The following is a 17,417-nucleotide window of genomic DNA, read 5'->3' as shown; positions in this document are numbered from 1 at the left end:
TCGGGCGCTGGTCTCGCTGCATTTTCCCGGGCTGTGCTATCGTTGCGGCATCATTTCCGTGAAAATCAAAGAGAATCCCTGCATGGACGTGGCTGTCTTGAGGACAGAGCGCATTTTGGGGTGGAGACAGTGTGTGCTGTCGACCATTCTCTGCCTGTTCAGCCTGTTGGCCATCGCGCAGTCGGAGCCACCGGCGTCCGCGAGCCTGGCCGAGCAACGGGCCAAGGCTGTAACCCAAGTGGTGCTGGGCATTCTCAGCTACGCTCGCTGGCCCGTGGAGCCTGCGCAACTGCGTCTGTGCGTGGTTGGCCCCACCGAATACACCGATGACCTGCTCAAGGGCGCGACCCAGGCCACCGGCCGCCCGGTGCTGGTGCGGCGTCTGCTGGCCAACAACCCGTCGTTGGCCAGTGAGTGCGATTCGGTCTATGTCGGCAAATTGTCCAATGATGAGCGTACCCGCCTGTTCAACTCGCTGATCGGGCAACCGGTGCTGAGCATCAGTGAGGGGGGCGACCAGTGCACCGTGGGCAGCCTGTTCTGCCTGCGGGTCGGCGACAGCCAGGTGTCGTTCGAGGTCAACCTGGATTCCGTGGCCCGCAGTGGGGTGAAGATTCATCCCAGCGTGCTGCAGCTTTCCCGTCGTCGTCCGGCGGCCCCATGAAACTGTTCAAGCCCAACGCCCGCCCTACACTGCGGTCGGTCATCGGTCGCGGCCACCTGATCGTCGCTCTGCTGGCGATCTCCATGGCCAGCCTGTCCCTGACCTTTCTCGGGGTGTTGGCCCTGCGCGTGTACGCCGATCACAACCTGCACCTGATCGCCCGCTCCATCAGCTACACCGTGGAAGCTGCAGTGGTGTTCAACGACAGTGTGGTGGCCACCGAGGCCCTGGCCCTGATCGCCTCCACCGAAGAGGTGGCCGACGCCAAGGTGTATGACAGCCAGGGCCAGTTGCTGGCCAGCTGGCAGCGCCCGGAAAGCGGCTTTCTGACCAACCTGGAAATGCACGTCGCCAGCGCCTTTCTGGAAAAGCCCATCAGCCTGCCGATCCTGCACCAGGGGCGGGAAATCGGCACCATCAATGTCACCGGCCATGGCGGCAGCCTGTTGCGGTTTCTCCTCAGTGGCCTGGTGGGCATCGTGCTGTGCATCGCCCTCAGCGCCTGGTTGGCGCTGTACCTGGCGCGCCGCCAGCTGCGGGGCATCACCGGACCGTTGCGCAGCCTCGCCGATGTGGCGCACGCGGCCCGGCGCGAACGGGCCTTCGATCAGCGGGTGCCGCCTGCGGAAATCGCCGAACTGGACAACCTGGGCAACGACTTCAACGCCCTGCTCGATGAGCTGGAGGCCTGGCAGACCCATCTGCAAAGCGAGAATGAAACCCTGGCCCACCAGGCCAGCCACGACAGCCTGACCGGCCTGCCCAACCGGGCGTTCTTCGAAGGCCGACTGATCCGTGCCCTGCGTAGCGCCAACAAGCTCAACGAGCGCATGGCGGTGCTGTTTCTCGACAGCGACCGGTTCAAGGAGATCAACGATAACTTCGGCCACGCCGCTGGCGATGCGGTGCTGGTGGCTGTGGCCACGCGGATTCGCGCGCAGTTGCGCGAGGACGACCTGGTGGCGCGCCTGGGCGGGGACGAATTTGCCGTGCTGCTGACCCCGCTGCACCGGGTCGAGGATGCCCAGCGCATCGCCGACAAGATCATCAGCAGCATGGAAGTACCGATTCAACTGCCCGGCAGCCTGTCGATCCTGACATCGCTGAGTATCGGTATTGCCGTGTACCCGGATCATGGTGCGACACCGGGCAGTCTGTTGAATGCCGCCGACGCGGCCATGTACCAAGCCAAGCGCGGTTCGCGAGGCGGGCAACACACAGTGGGGGCGGAGCTCCCTATCGTTCAGGTTCAAAACAGGAGCTAATTCCCTTGTTCTCGATGACGCAACGTTCGGTTCGACTGTTCAGCACTCTGGTGTTCATGGCCCTGCTGGCCCTGGCCGGCTGTCAGAGCGTGCCGCCCAAAGGTCTGACCCCGAAACAGATCGCGGTACTGAAACAGGAGGGCTTCGAACTGACGGATGAAGGCTGGGCCTTTGGCCTGTCGGGCAAGGTGCTGTTTGGCAGCGATGTGGAAACCCTGAACCAGGCCAGTACCGAGATCGTCCAGCGCATCGGCAAGGCGCTGCTCAGCGTCGATATCCAGAAGGTCCGGGTCGACGGTCACACCGACGCGTCGGGCAAGGAGGCCTACAACGTGCAACTGTCCGTGCGCCGGGCCAAGAGCGTGGTCAAGGTGTTGACCCAGGTTGGCATGCGTGAAGAAAACATCCAGCTGCGCGGCCTGGGCAGCAGCGAGCCGGTGGCCTCCAACAGCACCGTGGCCGGGCGTACCGAGAACCGTCGGGTGTCGATCGTGGTGATCGCCGACTGATCGACGACCTGCCGGGTTGCGGCTGCAGCCTTGCGGCCGCTAAGGGTCAGGGGGCGGCGAAGCGCATGCTGCGACTCTCGCCCATGAGCAGCGGCCGATTCTGCTCGGTCACCTCGCGGATGTAATCCCATAACAGGGTGATGCGCTTCAACTTCCTGAGATCCTCCCGGCAGTACATCCAGAATTGCCGGGTCAGGTTGATTTCCTTGGGCAGCACTGGCAGCAGGCGCGGGTCCTGGGCCGCCAGGAAGCACGGCAGGATCGCCAGCGAGCGGCCCTGCTGCGCTGCCACGTACTGGGCAATCACGCTGGTGCTGCGCAGGTTGGCGCTGGCCCCGGGCACCACATTGGCCAGGTACAGCAGCTCGGAACTGAAGGCCAGGTCATCCACATAGCTGATGAATTGATGCTCGCTCAGGTCGCCGGGGCGGCGGATCGGCGGGTGGCGGTCGAGGTATTCCTGGGTGGCGTACAGCTGCAGGCGGTAGTCGCACAGCTTGCAGCACACATAGGGGCCGTGCTCCGGGCGTTCCAGGGCGATGACGATATCCGCCTCGCGCTTGGACAGGCTGATGAAGTGCGGCAGCGGCAGGATATCCACCGAGATTGCCGGGTAGGCGTCGAGGAAGTGGCTGAGTTGCGGGGTGATGAAGAAGGTGCCGAAGCCTTCGGTGCAGCCCATGCGCACATGGCCGGACAACGCCACTCCGGAGCCCGAGACCTGCTCGCACGCCATGTGCAGGGTGCTTTCGATGGACTCCGCATAACCCAGCAGGCGCTGGCCCTCGGCGGTGAGGACAAAGCCGTTGGTGCGGGATTTTTCGAACAGCAAGGTGCCCAGGGCGGTTTCCAGGGACCCGATGCGCCGCGATACCGTGGTGTAGTCCACCGCCAGGCGCTTGGCCGCGCTGCTGGCCTTGCGAGTGCGCGCCACTTCGAGGAAAAACTTCAGGTCGTCCCAGTTCAGGGTGCTTAGCGAGGTGATGTTTTTTTGCATGATGGACCGGATTTTATGTGCGTTCTTATTAGAAGTTTGCACATCTATACTCCAAAAACCGTCCGATACCAACTCGCGACAGCCCCTCTTTCAAGGCGCTTGCCCGCCTTGGTTTCCCTGCATAAGAACTCAAGAAGTCAGGAGACCCCATGAACGCATCCCTCAAGCCCGACGGCACCACCCTGCAACAGGTCAAACTGCTGATCGACGGTGAATGGGTCCAGTCCCAGAGCCAGGAATGGCACGACATCGTCAATCCGGCGACCCAGGAAGTGCTGGCCAAGGTGCCCTTTGCCACTGCCGCTGAAGTCGACGCCGCGATCGCCGCTGCCCAGCGCGCCTTCCAGACCTGGAAACTGACCCCGATCGGCGCGCGGATGCGCATCATGCTCAAGCTCCAGGCCCTGATCCGCGAGCACTCCAAACGCATTGCCGTGGTCCTCAGCGCCGAGCAGGGCAAGACCATCGCCGACGCCGAGGGTGACATCTTCCGCGGCCTGGAAGTGGTGGAGCATGCCTGCTCCATCGGCACCCTGCAGATGGGCGAATTCGCCGAAAACGTCGCCGGCGGCGTGGACACTTACACCCTGCGCCAGCCGATCGGCGTGTGCGCCGGGATCACCCCGTTCAATTTCCCGGCAATGATTCCGCTGTGGATGTTCCCGATGGCCATCGCCTGCGGCAACACCTTCGTCCTCAAGCCTTCCGAGCAGGACCCGCTGTCAACCATGCTGCTGGTGGAGCTGGCGGTGGAGGCCGGGGTGCCGGCCGGTGTGCTCAACGTGGTGCACGGCGGCAAGGACGTGGTGGATGCGCTGTGCACCCACAAGGACATCAAGGCGGTGTCCTTCGTCGGTTCGACTGCGGTCGGCACCCACGTCTATGACCTGGCGGGCAAGCACGGCAAGCGCGTGCAATCGATGATGGGCGCGAAGAACCACGCCGTGGTGCTGCCCGACGCCAACCGCGAACAGACCCTCAATGCCCTGGTGGGCGCCGGCTTCGGCGCTGCCGGCCAGCGTTGCATGGCCACCTCGGTGGTGGTGCTGGTGGGGGCGGCGAAACAATGGTTGCCGGATCTCAAGGCCCTGGCGCAGAAACTCAAGGTCAACGCCGGCAGCGAGCCGGGCACCGATGTCGGCCCGGTGGTCTCCAAGCGTGCCAAGGCGCGGATTCTGGAGCTGATCGAAAGCGGCGTGAAAGAAGGCGCCAAGCTGGAGCTCGATGGCCGCGACATCAAGGTTCCGGGCTACGAGCAGGGCAACTTCATCGGCCCGACCCTGTTCTCCGGGGTGACCACCGACATGCAGATCTACACCCAGGAAATCTTCGGCCCGGTGCTGGTGGTGCTGGAGGTGGATACCCTGGACCAGGCCATCGCCCTGGTCAACGCCAACCCCTTCGGCAACGGCACCGGCCTGTTCACCCAGAGCGGTGCGGCGGCGCGCAAGTTCCAGAGCGAAATCGACGTCGGCCAGGTGGGCATCAACATCCCGATTCCGGTGCCGGTTCCATTCTTCAGCTTTACCGGCTCCCGCGGTTCCAAGCTCGGCGACCTGGGCCCCTACGGCAAGCAAGTGGTGCAGTTCTACACTCAGACCAAGACCGTCACCAGCCGCTGGTTCGACGATGACAGCGTCAATGACGGTGTGAACACCACCATCAGCCTGCGTTGAGGAGCCTGACATGAACATTGCATTTATCGGCCTGGGCAACATGGGCGCGCCCATGGCCCGCAACCTGATCAAGGCCGGCCATCAGTTGAACCTGTTCGATCTCAACCAGAGCGTGCTGGCCGAGCTGGCGCAACTGGGCGGGCGTATCAGTGCTTCGCCCAAGGCCGCTGCCGAAGGCGCCGAACTGGTGATCACCATGCTCCCCGCCGCGGCCCATGTGCGCAGCGTCTGGCTGGGCGAGGATGGGGTACTGGCGGGTATTGGCCGCGGCATTCCGGCGGTGGATTGCAGCACCATCGACCCACAGACCGCCCGTGAAGTGGCCGCCGCCGCCGCCAAGCAGGGCGTGGCCATGGCCGATGCACCGGTATCCGGTGGCACCGGCGGTGCCCAGGCCGGGACCCTGACCTTCATGGTCGGCGCCAGCGCCGAACTGTTCGCCACCCTGCAACCGGTGCTGGCGCAGATGGGCCGCAACATCGTGCACTGCGGTGAAGTGGGCACCGGGCAGATCGCCAAGATCTGCAACAACCTGCTGCTGGGGATCTCGATGATCGGCGTCAGCGAAGCCATGGCCCTGGGGGATGCCCTGGGCATCGACACCCAAGTGCTGGCGGGGATCATCAACAGCTCCACCGGTCGGTGCTGGAGTTCCGACACCTACAACCCGTGGCCGGGCGTGATTGAGACCGCCCCGGCGTCCCGCGGCTACACCGGAGGCTTTGGTGCCGAGCTGATGCTCAAGGACCTGGGGCTGGCCACCGAAGCCGCGCGCCAGGCCCACCAGCCGGTGGTGCTCGGTGCCGTGGCACAGCAGCTGTACCAGGCCATGAGCCAGCGTGGGGAAGGTGGCAAGGACTTCTCGGCCATCGTCAACAGCTACCGCAAGCCGCAGTAAGGCGTCGCTTGTCGGGAGGGGGCGCTGGCGGGTTTGCGCGTCATTGAATGCAGCCCCTTCAGCCGGGGCATTTGCGGGAACCTGCGTCGGGCAGGTTCCCGCTTTTTTTTGCCAGGCTCAGTTCGGCCGGCTGGCAACGGTGCTGGAGGGAGGGTTGAGGCGGGTGTCGAGGCCGAAGCGTTCCTGGATCACCACCTGGTACAGCCCCTTGGCCAGCAGCGGATTGATCAGGATATTCCAGCTGTGCCGGGAAACCGACGAGGGCACCAGCACGAAAGGGTGGTCCGCCAGCAACTGATCGGCGAACTTCTGCTGGCCGGCGCTGGGAATCCCCGGCACCAGCCAGTTGGGGTTGGGAATACGGTTTTCATCGACCCGGTAGATGGCGGTCGGGTCATGGATCAGGGCGCCGGTGAGTACATGGGGCACGCTGTCCAGGGCGGCAAAACCCTTGTGCACCGCCACTTCCAGAATCGCCGTGGCCGGGTCGGCGCTGGCGTACACCGCCTTCACGCCCTTGGAGTTCCAGCGGCCGCCACACAGCTCGGCACCAATGCCACTGTCCCAGCTGTCGGCGTGCCGGGCGGCGTCCAGCCGCCAGAAGTGAAGGGTGCTGCTGCCCGGCACACTGATCACTGATAGACCCCGTATTCCAGGCGGGTGAGGAACTCGTCCACCAGTTCGAAACCGATGGGGTTGGTCAGCAGGTCCACCGGTTTGTGGCCGTCCAGGCCCATCACCGGCTTGGCCATCCACTCCTGGGCCTCTTCACTGCTGCCGAAGATGTCCTCGGCCTTGGCCAGCACCTGGGCGAAGCGCACCGCACGGGCGCTCTGTTCCGGGTTCAGCGGCTCGTCCGGGGTTTTCAGGCGCCGGTGCAGGGTGCGTTCGGAAAGGCCGATGATCTTGGCCAGGACCTGTTCGTCCTTGAGCATGGGCACCGAGGAGACGAACTTGATGATCGCCGTCAGCGGGATGCCCTCCTCGGTCAGGCGATAGATCGAGATACGATCGTCAAAGCGTGCCCGGCCACCCAGAAGGATGTCCGAGGACTGCTCTTTCAATACCAGTTTGCCTCGCCGCTTGGGAACGAGGCCGGTGCCTGTCAGCGCGATCATGAGTGCTGCTCCTGCCTTTTGCCATTTGGCAGTGATTATATAGACATTTGGCAAAGGGCGCTGGCTTGAATCGCAACACGGCCAGGGGAGCCCGGCTGGCGCGGGCTCCCGGTATCGAGGGAGGGCTCAGGCGAAGACGAAGTACTTGCGCACGGTTTCCACCACTTCCCAGGTGCCTTTCATCCCGGGCTCCACCACGAAGATATCGCCGGCGCGCAGGTGGATGGGGTCGCGGCCGTCCGGGGTGATCACGCAGTAGCCTTCCTGGAAATGGCAGTACTCCCACTTTTCATAGGCCACCCGCCATTTGCCCGGGGTGCAGATCCAGGTGCCCATGATCTTGCTGCCATCCTCGCTGGTGTAGGCGTTGAGGTTGACGGTGTGCGGATCGCCCTGGAGTTTTTCCCACTTGCAGGCGTCGAGCACCGGCAGCGGATGAGTGTCGCGAAGAACGGTGATGGGTTGGGACATGCTGTGCTCCTAGCAGGCAGAGAACTGAAGCCGCACCCTATAGCGACTGGCGGGCAGGGGGTTGTCTGTACTCGACCTCGGGGTATCCAGAAGCGCAGCGCCGGCCCCGAGTCGAGGTGGCGGGGCGCAGGGCCGGGAAGAGGCATGGCGGTTGCAAGATTCATTCGGCAAACAGGGCTTTGTTAGCAGTAATTGCGAAATATCCGCGGCTGCCCGAGTTATTTCGCAAGAATCTTTACCGGTTTCGCTCGTATCATTCAGCTCGGAGTGACCTAAGAGCCGCACGAATGGAAAATACACCACGCTGGTGGGATATCAGCCCGCCGTTGAGTACCGCAACCCCGACCTGGCCGGGAGATACGCCGTTCCAGGAGGAGCGCGTCTGGCAGTTCGGCCCCGAGTGCCCGGTGAATGTCGGGCGGGTGACCCTGTCGCCCCACACCGGTGCCCATGTCGATGCGCCCCTGCATTACCGGCCGGACGGCCTGCCCATCGGTGAAGTGCCGCTGGATGTCTACATGGGCCCGTGCCGGGTCCTGCACTGCCTGGACAGCGGTGCTCTGGTGCAGCCCGAGGCGTTGCTCGGGCGCCTCGAAAACTTGCCTGCGCGAGTGTTGCTGCGTACTTATCCACAGGCTCCGCTGAGTGCCTGGGACCCGGACTTTACTGCCGTTGCTCCAGCCACTGTCGAGCTGCTGGCCAGCCTCGGCGTGCGCCTGATCGGCATCGACACCCCGTCCCTCGACCCCCAGCAGTCCAAGACCATGGACGCCCACAACACCGTGGCCCGCCATGGCATGGCGATCCTCGAAGGCGTGGTTCTCGATGAGGTTGCCGAAGGCGACTACGAACTGATTGCCCTGCCACTGCGCTTCGCTCACCTGGACGCCAGTCCGGTGCGGGCGATCCTGCGCCCCCTGGCCGATTCATTCCTACAATAAATACACAGCTGGCCCTTCGCGCCGTTGTGCATCCCGATCCGGGGTGCGCAGCCAGCGATGGGCAACCGCTGCCTGAGGCGAGGAGCCCACGCGATGAGCCAATGTCCCTTTTCAAGCAATCCGCCGGCTGAGTGGCATAACGCCGAGCTGAATTTTTCCGACTCCATGAGCTACGGCGACTACCTGGACCTGGGGCGCATCCTCAGCGCCCAGCATCCCCTGTCGCCGGACCACAACGAGATGCTCTTCATCATCCAGCACCAGACCTCGGAGCTATGGATGAAACTGATGCTGCACGAGCTCAAGGCGGCCCGCGAGCATGTGCGCCAGGGCCAGTTGCCGCCGGCGTTCAAGATGCTGGCGCGGGTTTCGCGGATTTTCGATCAACTGGTGCACGCCTGGGCGGTGCTGGCCACCATGACGCCGTCCGAGTACAAGTCGATCCGGCCTTACCTGGGCCAGTCCTCGGGCTTCCAGTCGTTCCAGTATCGGGAGATCGAATTCATCCTCGGCAACAAGAGCGCGGCCCTGCTGCGGCCCCATGCCCATCGTCCCGAACTGTTGCAATCGCTGGAAGCGTCGATTGCCACCCCGTCCATGTATGACGAGGCGATTGCCCTGATGGCCCGCAGCGGCTTGAGCATCGACCCTGCGCGCCTGGCACTGGACAGCACCACCACGACTCAGCATGACCCGTCGGTGGAAGCGGCCTGGCGCGAGGTCTACGCCAACCCTTCGGCCTATTGGGACCTGTACCAGTTGGCGGAGAAGTTCATCGACCTGGAAGACTCCTTCCGCCAGTGGCGCTTTCGCCATGTGACCACGGTGGAGCGCATCATCGGCTTCCAGCCCGGTACCGGTGGTACCGAGGGCGTGGGCTACCTGCGCAAGATGCTCGACACCGTGCTGTTTCCCGAACTGTGGCGAGTGCGCTCCTCGCTCTGACCCGAAAACGCCCCGCCTGCCGGGGCGTTTTCATGTGCCTGCCGGTGACTGACTCCCAGAGTGCGGCCGCTGCCGCAGACTGCGATCGGCAGCGCAGCAGACGCGTTCTTGAGGTCTGGAAGGTCCTCCGGACCTTATCGCAGTCTGCGGCAGCGGCTACAGAGGTCGTTAGAGAGCAGCGGGCGCTGGCGGCAGTTGCGCTCGGGGGATAAGGTGGCCGCCTTCGGTGCACCATTTTTACTCTCTAAGGCAGACCACATGTCCCGGACCTTCGAGCTTGAAACCCTCAAGATGCGGCTCAGCGATCCTGAGTTCCGCCCTCTGGACCTGCACCAGCGCATCCAGCGCGCCTTGCGCGGGCTGATCCTCGACGGCGCCCTGGGCCCCGGCGTGAAGCTGCCGGCGACCCGGGCCCTGGCCAAGTCGCTGGCGGTATCGCGTGACACCGTGGAAAACGCCTATGTGCAGTTGCAGCGCGACGGTTTTGTCCTGCGGCGCAAAGGCTCGGGGAGCTATGTCTGCGAAACCATCGGTGCCCAATTGCGTGGCCCGTCCCGCCGGCGCCAGCTCCAGCAAGGGTTGCCGGCCCACAGCCCGGAACCGGGAGCGGGCCTGAGCCGGCGCGGCGCGGCACTGTTGGCGCGGGGTGGGGTCAGCGATCAGCAGGCGGTCACGGCCTTCGCTACCGGTTTGCCGGAAACCCGCAGCTTCCCGCTGGAGGTCTGGGAGCGCCTGCAACGCCAGGCATTGAAGGATTACCGTGCCAGCGTGCTGCTGCATGGCGATCCCCAGGGCGCGCTGCCCCTGCGCAAGGCGATTGCCGCCTACCTCAACCTGGAACGCGGGGCCAAGGTGCAGCCCGAGCAGATCCTGGTGCTGAGCAGCACTCGCCAGGCGCTGTTCCTGTGTGCGCAACTGCTGGTGGACGCCGGCAAGCCGATCCTGATGGAGAACCCAGGCTACTTCGGCGCGCGCAAGGCCTTCGAGGCGGCCGAGGCGCGGATCGTGCCCATTGATGTGGATGGCCAGGGCATCCGCACCGACCTGTTGCGAGCCGACCGCAGCGGCGCCCGCTGTGTCTATGTGACGCCCTCGCACCAGTACCCCACGGGTGCCACCCTGTCCCTGGAGCGCCGCCTGGAGCTGACCCGCTGGGCCGCCGAGCACGACCGGTGGATCATCGAGGACGACTACGACAGCGAGTTCCACTACGAGGGCCTGCCCACCGCCTGCGTCCAGGGCCTGGACCCGTTTCGGCGCACCCTGTACATCGGCACCTTCAGCAAGACTCTCTATCCGGGCCTGCGCATGGGCTACATGATCCTGCCCGCCGAACTGGTGGGGGCCTTCAGCAGTGCCCGCAGCATCATGGACGGGCACACGCCGCAGATCCTCCAGCTGACCCTGGCGCGGTTCATGGAGGAGGGGCACTACAACGCCCATGTACGGGCCATGCGCAAGCTCTACGCCGGGCGCCGGCAGGCCATGCTCGAGGCCATAGGCCGGCATTTGCCGGGCATTGCCAGGGCCTTGCCGCCACCCGGCGGTTTGCAGGTCCCGTGTCTTCTGGAACCCGGCTGGAGCGAAGAGCTGACCCAGCAACGTGCGGCCAGGGCTGGCATCCAGTTGCCGGGGCTCAGCCGGCTTTATGCGGGCGAGCAGAAGCAGCAGGGCTGGCTATTGGGCTATGCGTCCCTGAGCGCCCATGAGATCGAGGCGACGATGGCGCGTCTGGCCCAGGCCCTGGGAAAGGCCTAGCCAGCGGCCTTTTTCCAGCGCCGGCGGTCAGGGCTTGGCGCGTTCCAGTGCCAGGGCGCTGCGCGGGCCCAGGATCAACAGGTGCACGGTCAGCCCGGCAACCAGCCCCCAGAAGGCACCACCGATCCCCAGTAAAGTGACGTTGGCGGCAGTGGCAAGGAAGGTGATCAGCGCAGTTTCCCGGGTGGCCGTATCGGCCATGGCGTTGGCCAGGCTGCCGCCGATTGCCCCCAGTAATGCCAGGCCGGCCAGGGTGGTGATAAAGGCCTTGGGCAAGACCATGAACAGGGTCGCCAGGGTGACCCCGAAGGTCCCCACCAGGATGTAGAAAACGCCGCAGGCGATACCGGCGATATAGCGTTTGCCCGGGTCCGGGTGGGCATCCTCGCCGGTACAGATCGCCGCGGTGATCGCCGCCACGTTGAATGCGTGAGCGCCGAACGGCGCCATGATCAGCGAGCCCAAACCGGTGACCGTGAGCAGCGGGTTGGCGCTGGTCTGGAAGCCGTCATTGCGCAACACCAGCATGCCCGGCATGTACTGGCCGGTCAGGGTGATGACGAACAGTGGCAGGGCCACGCCGAGCAAGGCCGACACGGAGAACTGTGGCGCAGTGAACAGGGGAGCGGCGAAGCTCAGGTGCACGTTGGCGAAGTCGACCCGCTCCTGGACGATCAGCAACGCCAGGCCGATGAACAGGATGCCCACCACGGCAAAGCGTGAAGTGAAGCGCCGCAGCACCGCATAGGACAGTACCAGCACGATCACCAGCAGTGGATCGGCACTCGCGCCGCCAAAGGCGTTGATCCCGAACTGCAGCAGGATGCCTGCCAGCAGGCCAGCCGCGATGCCCTTGGGAATCAGGCGCACCAGCTTGTCGAAAGCCCCGGACCCGCCCAGGACGATGAACCCCAGGGCGCAAATCAGGTAGGCGCCGATCACCTCGGCATAGGGCGTGAAGGGCATCACCGTGGCCAGGAAGGCCGCCCCGGGGGTAGACCAGGCGGTGATGATCGGCGCCTTGTAGCGCAGGCTCAGCCACATGCCGGAGAGGCCCACGCCCAGGGACACGGCCCAGACCCAGGAGGTGGTCTGGGCGGGTGTCAGCCGGGCCAGTTCAGCGGCCTGGAACACCAGGATGAAGGTCCCGCCATAGTTCACCAGCACTGAGATCAGTGCCGCCACGGTGGGAGAGAAGATATCGGCCGGTCTAAGGCCTGTCGCGGTTCTGTTCATAAGCCACTCTCCGTCAAGGAACAGGCTCCCTGGCCCAAACGCCGGGAGAGGCCCGATTCTAGGTAACGGATGGACTATCGTTTCGAGCCACATTCTTGTTTGCTGGCAGACCACTTTGGCGGCGCCGACAAAAAAGCCCGGCCTTGGATAAGGCCGGGCTCGGGGGTGTGGCGTGAACCTGTGGGCTTAGCGCAGGGCGGGTTGCGAAGCTTTCTTCGCCCGGCTCAGGAGGTAGAAGCCCCAGATCACCAGGACCCACACCGGGATCGCGTACACCGAGGCACGGATGCCGGGGATCATCCACATCACGCCGACGATCATCACCATGAAGGCCAGGCACAGGTAGTTGCTCAGCGGCGACCAGAAGGCCTTGAACGAAGGCACCACGCCCTGCTCGGCCATGGCCTTGCGAAAGCGCAGGTGGGTCAGGCTGATCAGCGCCCAGTTGATCATCAATGCGGCCACCACCAGGGCGAACAGCAACTCCAGCGCTTCATGGGGCGCCAGGTAGTTGACCAGCACGCAGAGCAGGGTGATCAGCGCGGAAATGCCCAGGGCCAGGATCGGCACGCCCTGCTTGTTGAGCTTCATCAGCGCCTTGGGTGCGTCACCCTGTTCGGCCAGGCCATAGAGCATGCGGCTGTTGCAGTACACGCCGCTGTTGTACACCGACAGCGCCGCAGTCAGGACCACGAAGTTGAGGATCTGCGCTGCGGCATCACTGCCGATCAGCGAGAAGATCTTCACGAACGGGCTGCTGCTGTAGGCGTCGCCGCCAGCGTTGAGGCTCACCAGCAGTTCGTCCCACGGGTACAGCGACAGCAGCACCGCCAGGGCGCCGACGTAGAAGATCAGCACCCGGTAGACCACCTGGTTGATGGCCTTGGGAATGACCTTGCGCGGTTCGGCGGCTTCGGCGGCAGTGATGCCCACCAGTTCCAGGCCGCCGAAGGAGAACATGATGAAGGCCATGGCCATCAGCAGGCCGGTGCCGCCGTTGGGGAAGAAGCCGCCGTGTGACCACAGGTTGCTCACCGAGGCCTGGCTGCCGCCGCTGCCGCTGAACAGCATGTAGCAGCCGAGGACGATCATGCCGACGATGGCCACTACCTTGATAATGGCGAACCAGAACTCGGCCTCGCCGAAGAACTTCACGTTCATCATGTTGATCAGGTTGACCAGCACGAAGAACACCGCGGCGCTGACCCAGGTGGGGATCTCCGGCCACCAGAACTGCACGTACTTGCCCACCGCAGTGAGCTCGGCCATGCCCACCAGGACATACAGCACCCAGTAGTTCCAGCCCGCGAGAAAGCCAAAATAGCCGCCCCAGTACTTGTGCGCGAAGTGGCTGAAGGAACCGGCCACCGGCTCCTCGACAATCATTTCCCCCAGTTGGCGCATGATCAGGAAGGCAATGAACCCGGCAATCGCGTAGCCCAGGATCATCGAAGGTCCGGCGGATTTGAGAACCCCGGCCGAGCCGAGGAACAGTCCGGTGCCGATCGCCCCGCCCAGGGCGATCAGCTGAATATGGCGGTTCTTCAAGCCACGCTTGAGTTCACCCTGCTTCAAGGTTTGATCCACTAATGTGCGCTCTCTTCTAGTTGTTATCAGGATCGATCGGGGTCGATCACGGCGAATGCTGACGGGATCAGATATTACTCTCGGTGAACCGCTCGTAATACAGCTGAACGCGGTTAAGTTGCTGTTCTTGCAGCCAGATCCGGATCGAATCGACCATTGGCGGCGGCCCGCACACATACATGTCGGTGTCCTGGTCCCGCAGTTCGCTGCTGTCGAAGTGTTCGCTGATGTAGCCGCGCTTGCCCGGCCAATCCGGGTCGGCGTCGCTGATCACCGGGGTGAAGCGAAAGTCCGCCAGGCGTTCGCCATGGGCCTGGATCCGCTCCAGCTCGCACAGGTCGCGGCTGTGGCGCACGCCGTAGTACAGGTGCACCGGCTGCTGGCAGCCCTGCTCGACGATCTGTTCGAGCATCGCCAGCAGGGCCGAGAGCCCGGTGCCACCGGCCACCAGGATCAGCGGACGGCTGATCTGGCGCAGGTAGAAGGCCCCCAGCGGCGCCTCCAGCTGGAGGGTGTCGCCCACCAGGCAGCGCTCGCGGATGTAATTGCTCATCACCCCGTCGGGCAGCAGGCGGATCAGGAACTGCAACTGGTTGTCCGCCGCCGGCCGGTTGGCGAAGGAGTAGGCCCGGCTAGTGCCGGTACCGGGGATGCTCAGGCGGGCGTACTGGCCCGGGAGGAAATCCAGTGGCGCCTGATGGCCGCCCAGATCCAGGTGGAGGATGGCGGTGCTTTCGGACACCTGGCGCACGTCGATCACCGAGCCCTGCAACTGCACCGGGTCGGCGCTGTGGCACAGGCTGGAGTCGAAATCGAAATAGAACGCTGCGTCGGACTGCACCCGGGTCTGGCAGGTGAGCATCTTGCGCTGTTCCAGGTCCTGGGCGCTGAGGGCTTCTTCGTCCACATAGTCCTGGCTGTACTGGCCCGACTCGCAACGGCCCTGGCAGGTGCCGCACACCCCTTCGCGGCAGTCCAGGGGGATCTTGATGCCGTTGCGCAGGGCGGCGTCGAGCAGGATTTCATTGGCCTTGACCGGGAAGAACAGGGTCTTGCCGTCGGCAAAGCTGAACGCGACCTTGTGCGTCATGGGAGAACTTCCGTGGGTCAGAGGTGATAGAAATCGAGCACCGAGTTGATCGTGTCGTTGAGCAGCAGCACGTGCTTGCGCTGGATCAGCCAACTTTCGCCCTGGGGCTTGAGGTCGTAGGTGGCGTGGCCGTAGAACTCCTCGGCGGTGGCCAGGCGATAGAACAGCGTGTGCCAGTTCAGGCGTACCCGCAGCAGGCCGTTGTCGCCCTCGGCAATGCGCAGGTTGCTGACCATGTGCAGGGTGCGCGGCATGGGAATGGTCGAGGCCGCCTTGCCGGTGCGCAGGCGGAACACCCGGTCCTCCAGCCCCGAACGGTTGGCGTAGTAGATCAGCGACATCTCGCGTTTCGGGTCCCGGGTGTAGACGTGTTCCGAGTCCCACTGGGGCAGGTGGAACTCGCTGTCCACGGCAAACAGTTGCAGGTAGGCGTCCCAGTCCTGGGCATCGCAAAGCTCGGACTTGCGATAGAAGAATTGCTCGATCTGGTACTGCAATTGCGCATTCATGCTTACACCTCACGCAGTTTCAGGGGCTGGCGCTGCAGGCCGTCCAGGAGGAACTTCTGCCAGTTCTGGTGCTGGTTGACGTACAGCCCCTCATGGGTGATTTCGGTGCCGGTCATGGCCGGCTGGATGCCCAGGTTCTCGCTGTTGGCGGTGGGTCCGCTGACCCAATGCTGGCGCCCGCGAGAGACATCGCTCCAGCGCTCCAGGCGCCCCTGGAAACCGCGCTGGGCCTCGCGGAACTCCACCAGGTCGTCCGGCGTGCCCATGCCCGAGACGTTGAAGAAATCCTCGAACTGGCGGATGCGGTTTTCCCGGTCGGCGTCGCTCTCGCCCTTGACCCCGATGCACTGGCTGATGATCTCGGTCTTGTTCCAGGCGATGGGGCGGATGATCCGCAACTGGGAACTGATCTGGTCGAGGAAGAACAGGCTGGGGTAGATGTTCAGGTTGCGCAGGCGGTGCATCATCCACTCGGCCTTGGCCTGGCCGTGCTCGGCCACCAGGCGCGGCATGATGCTGGCGTAGCCGGAGCGCACCGCCGGGTTGGGCATTTCGCTGAACAGCACGCTGTGGCCGTTCTCGAAGGCGAACCAGCCATCGTCGGTGCTGGCGTCGCCGGCGCCGAGCTTGCTGTAGTCCAGGGTGGCGCTGCTGCCGGCGCCGTTGTCGGCGTTGACCTGCTGGCGGTGCTGCACCGTGGCCACGTAGTTGTAGTGCACGGTGCTGACGTGATAACCGTCCAGGCCGTTCTCGTTCTGCAGCTTCCAGTTGCCGTCGTAGGTGTAGGCGGACTTGCCCGGCAGCACCTCCAGCTCACCATCGGGGGACTGGGCGACCATCATGTCGAAGAAGATCCTGGCGTCGCCGAGGAAGTCTTCCAGGGAATTGTCGGCGGCTACGTCCAGGCTGATGAAGACGAAGCCCTTGTAGCTCTCGATGCGGGCCTTCTTCAGGCCGCGGGTGGCCTTGTCGAAGCCCTCGTCGTATTCCCCTGGCGCCTTGACCTTCACCAGGCGCCCGTCGCTCTTGTAGCACCAGGCATGGAAGGGGCAGGTAAAGGTGGACTGGTTGCCCTTGCCGACCCGGGTCAGGGTGGTGCCGCGGTGCTGGCAGGCGTTGACCAGGGCATTGAGCCGGCCCTCGCCGTCGCGGGTGATGATCATCGGCTGGCGCCCGGCGCGCATCGTGATGAAGTCGTGGTTGTTGGGCAGCTCGCTTTCGTGACAGGCGTAGATCCAGTTCTTCTCGAAGATCAGCTCCATCTCCAGGTCGAACAGCTCGGGTTCGGTGAACATGTCCCGGGCGATACGGAATACCCCGTCCGCGGGACGAAAATCCAGGCAGCTGCCGATGAAGTCTTGCCACTGCTCGACGTTTCTTGCACCACTCATGAGTCGGTACCTTTTTTATTCAGGCCAATCGGGTGCAGTCATTAGAGAGAGGGGAGGGGGCCTGCGGCTATCCGCTTAGTCGGCCAAGGTCATCCACAAAATTGCCCGTTCCCGGCAAGGCATGGAGCAGCGGGCCCCTGGGTAGCATCTACCCAGCATCGTGCAGGCAAGCGATGGATGGCTGCCTGTTGGTGCGCTGATCGGCTACTGTGAGCGCAGCCAATGAGAGTGATGGGGCCCGGTTATCCACTTAGTCGACGATTGCTATCCACTGGGTTGGCAGCGCCGTCGGCTGGCGCAAAACTTGCCCTGTCATACAAGACGCGCCGTCAGAGCGCGCTGAATAAAAATTGCCGTGGGTG

17 protein-coding genes are annotated in these 17,417 nt (G+C 64.1%); 8 read left to right on the top strand and 9 right to left on the bottom strand.

The window, feature by feature from the left end:
- Positions 1-82: 82 nt before the first annotated feature.
- From A9971_RS16420 to A9971_RS16410, 3 genes are read left to right on the top strand one after another with little or no spacing between them, the layout of a single operon-like run.
- Positions 83-664, top strand: coding sequence for a YfiR family protein (locus tag A9971_RS16420; RefSeq protein WP_026020227.1), 582 nt, complete (start codon positions 83-85; stop codon positions 662-664).
- Complete coding sequence (locus A9971_RS16415) at positions 661-1,929, top strand: diguanylate cyclase domain-containing protein (RefSeq protein WP_041115800.1); 1,269 nt, start codon at positions 661-663, stop codon at positions 1,927-1,929. The genes A9971_RS16420 and A9971_RS16415 overlap by 4 nt, the downstream gene beginning before the upstream one ends.
- Positions 1,930-1,943: 14 nt before the next feature.
- Positions 1,944-2,438 (top strand): OmpA family protein, encoded by a 495-nt coding sequence (locus tag A9971_RS16410; protein ID WP_015634043.1) that lies wholly within the window; start codon positions 1,944-1,946, stop codon positions 2,436-2,438.
- Between the two features lie 46 nt (positions 2,439-2,484).
- On the opposite strand, the gene A9971_RS16405 is transcribed toward A9971_RS16410, so the two are convergent.
- Positions 2,485-3,435, bottom strand: a complete 951-nt coding sequence (locus A9971_RS16405) for a LysR family transcriptional regulator (protein WP_053156256.1) — start codon at positions 3,433-3,435, stop codon at positions 2,485-2,487.
- 149 nt (positions 3,436-3,584) lie between these two features.
- Between A9971_RS16405 and A9971_RS16400 the strand changes: the two genes are divergently transcribed.
- Positions 3,585-5,111, top strand: a complete 1,527-nt coding sequence (locus tag A9971_RS16400) for a CoA-acylating methylmalonate-semialdehyde dehydrogenase (RefSeq protein WP_019096001.1) — start codon at positions 3,585-3,587, stop codon at positions 5,109-5,111.
- 10 nt (positions 5,112-5,121) lie between these two features.
- Positions 5,122-6,009 carry a 3-hydroxyisobutyrate dehydrogenase gene (gene mmsB, locus A9971_RS16395; protein WP_011059112.1) on the top strand — a complete coding sequence of 296 codons (888 nt, stop codon included), beginning with the start codon at positions 5,122-5,124 and terminating at the stop codon, positions 6,007-6,009.
- A gap of 117 nt (positions 6,010-6,126) precedes the next feature.
- On the opposite strand, the gene A9971_RS16390 is transcribed toward mmsB, so the two are convergent.
- The 3 genes from A9971_RS16390 to A9971_RS16380 all read right to left on the bottom strand — a co-directional run bounded on the left by A9971_RS16390 (position 6,127) and on the right by A9971_RS16380 (position 7,598).
- Positions 6,127-6,645 (bottom strand): RES domain-containing protein, encoded by a 519-nt coding sequence (locus A9971_RS16390; RefSeq protein ID WP_183001301.1) that lies wholly within the window; start codon positions 6,643-6,645, stop codon positions 6,127-6,129.
- Positions 6,642-7,127 (bottom strand): antitoxin Xre/MbcA/ParS toxin-binding domain-containing protein, encoded by a 486-nt coding sequence (locus A9971_RS16385; protein ID WP_183001302.1) that lies wholly within the window; start codon positions 7,125-7,127, stop codon positions 6,642-6,644. The genes A9971_RS16390 and A9971_RS16385 overlap by 4 nt, the downstream gene beginning before the upstream one ends.
- A gap of 126 nt (positions 7,128-7,253) precedes the next feature.
- On the bottom strand, positions 7,254-7,598 hold the full coding sequence (locus A9971_RS16380) for a cupin domain-containing protein (protein ID WP_011059115.1): 345 nt from the start codon (positions 7,596-7,598) through the stop codon (positions 7,254-7,256).
- Positions 7,599-7,885: 287 nt separating this feature from the next.
- Between A9971_RS16380 and kynB the strand changes: the two genes are divergently transcribed.
- The 3 genes from kynB (at position 7,886) to A9971_RS16365 (ending at position 11,242) form a co-directional block, all read left to right on the top strand.
- On the top strand, positions 7,886-8,539 hold the full coding sequence (kynB, locus tag A9971_RS16375) for an arylformamidase (protein WP_015634049.1): 654 nt from the start codon (positions 7,886-7,888) through the stop codon (positions 8,537-8,539).
- Between the two features lie 93 nt (positions 8,540-8,632).
- A complete protein-coding gene (gene kynA / locus A9971_RS16370) occupies positions 8,633-9,484 on the top strand; it encodes a tryptophan 2,3-dioxygenase (protein WP_011059117.1) in 852 nt (283 codons plus the stop codon).
- 258 nt (positions 9,485-9,742) lie between these two features.
- Positions 9,743-11,242: a PLP-dependent aminotransferase family protein gene (locus A9971_RS16365; RefSeq protein ID WP_183001303.1), complete on the top strand. Its 1,500-nt coding sequence runs from the start codon at positions 9,743-9,745 to the stop codon at positions 11,240-11,242.
- Positions 11,243-11,269: 27 nt separating this feature from the next.
- Here the strand turns inward: A9971_RS16365 and A9971_RS16360 are convergent, their stop codons facing one another.
- From A9971_RS16360 to antA, 5 genes are all read right to left on the bottom strand, one after another.
- Complete coding sequence (locus A9971_RS16360) at positions 11,270-12,478, bottom strand: benzoate/H(+) symporter BenE family transporter (RefSeq protein WP_183001304.1); 1,209 nt, start codon at positions 12,476-12,478, stop codon at positions 11,270-11,272.
- 186 nt (positions 12,479-12,664) lie between these two features.
- Positions 12,665-14,065 (bottom strand): amino acid permease, encoded by a 1,401-nt coding sequence (locus A9971_RS16355; protein WP_011059120.1) that lies wholly within the window; start codon positions 14,063-14,065, stop codon positions 12,665-12,667.
- A gap of 67 nt (positions 14,066-14,132) precedes the next feature.
- On the bottom strand, positions 14,133-15,155 hold the full coding sequence (antC, locus tag A9971_RS16350) for an anthranilate 1,2-dioxygenase electron transfer component AntC (protein ID WP_065364671.1): 1,023 nt from the start codon (positions 15,153-15,155) through the stop codon (positions 14,133-14,135).
- A gap of 17 nt (positions 15,156-15,172) precedes the next feature.
- The gene (antB, locus tag A9971_RS16345; RefSeq protein WP_183001305.1) at positions 15,173-15,664 is read right to left on the bottom strand and encodes an anthranilate 1,2-dioxygenase small subunit; all 492 of its coding nucleotides are present in this window, start codon (positions 15,662-15,664) and stop codon (positions 15,173-15,175) included.
- Positions 15,665-15,666: 2 nt separating this feature from the next.
- Positions 15,667-17,055: an anthranilate 1,2-dioxygenase large subunit gene (gene antA, locus A9971_RS16340; RefSeq protein ID WP_183001306.1), complete on the bottom strand. Its 1,389-nt coding sequence runs from the start codon at positions 17,053-17,055 to the stop codon at positions 15,667-15,669.
- Positions 17,056-17,417: the final 362 nt, after the last annotated feature.

The sequence above is a fragment of the Pseudomonas sp. UME65 genome (genome assembly GCF_014170225.1).
Lineage (GTDB): Bacteria > Pseudomonadota > Gammaproteobacteria > Pseudomonadales > Pseudomonadaceae > Aquipseudomonas > Aquipseudomonas protegens.
The sequence above is the reverse complement of the archived record's forward strand: the minus strand, read 5'-3'. Positions and strand labels throughout refer to the sequence as shown.

Coding starts and splice junctions, on each gene's coding strand:
- A9971_RS16420 (WP_026020227.1), top strand. CDS start 83: ATGGACGTGGCTGTCTTGAGGACAGAGCGCATTTTGGGGTGGAGACAG.
- A9971_RS16415 (WP_041115800.1), top strand. CDS start 661: ATGAAACTGTTCAAGCCCAACGCCCGCCCTACACTGCGGTCGGTCATC.
- A9971_RS16410 (WP_015634043.1), top strand. CDS start 1,944: ATGACGCAACGTTCGGTTCGACTGTTCAGCACTCTGGTGTTCATGGCC.
- A9971_RS16405 (WP_053156256.1), bottom strand. CDS start 3,435: ATGCAAAAAAACATCACCTCGCTAAGCACCCTGAACTGGGACGACCTG.
- A9971_RS16400 (WP_019096001.1), top strand. CDS start 3,585: ATGAACGCATCCCTCAAGCCCGACGGCACCACCCTGCAACAGGTCAAA.
- mmsB (WP_011059112.1), top strand. CDS start 5,122: ATGAACATTGCATTTATCGGCCTGGGCAACATGGGCGCGCCCATGGCC.
- A9971_RS16385 (WP_183001302.1), bottom strand. CDS start 7,127: ATGATCGCGCTGACAGGCACCGGCCTCGTTCCCAAGCGGCGAGGCAAA.
- A9971_RS16380 (WP_011059115.1), bottom strand. CDS start 7,598: ATGTCCCAACCCATCACCGTTCTTCGCGACACTCATCCGCTGCCGGTG.
- kynB (WP_015634049.1), top strand. CDS start 7,886: ATGGAAAATACACCACGCTGGTGGGATATCAGCCCGCCGTTGAGTACC.
- kynA (WP_011059117.1), top strand. CDS start 8,633: ATGAGCCAATGTCCCTTTTCAAGCAATCCGCCGGCTGAGTGGCATAAC.
- A9971_RS16365 (WP_183001303.1), top strand. CDS start 9,743: ATGTCCCGGACCTTCGAGCTTGAAACCCTCAAGATGCGGCTCAGCGAT.
- A9971_RS16360 (WP_183001304.1), bottom strand. CDS start 12,478: ATGAACAGAACCGCGACAGGCCTTAGACCGGCCGATATCTTCTCTCCC.
- antC (WP_065364671.1), bottom strand. CDS start 15,155: ATGACGCACAAGGTCGCGTTCAGCTTTGCCGACGGCAAGACCCTGTTC.
- antB (WP_183001305.1), bottom strand. CDS start 15,664: ATGAATGCGCAATTGCAGTACCAGATCGAGCAATTCTTCTATCGCAAG.
- antA (WP_183001306.1), bottom strand. CDS start 17,055: ATGAGTGGTGCAAGAAACGTCGAGCAGTGGCAAGACTTCATCGGCAGC.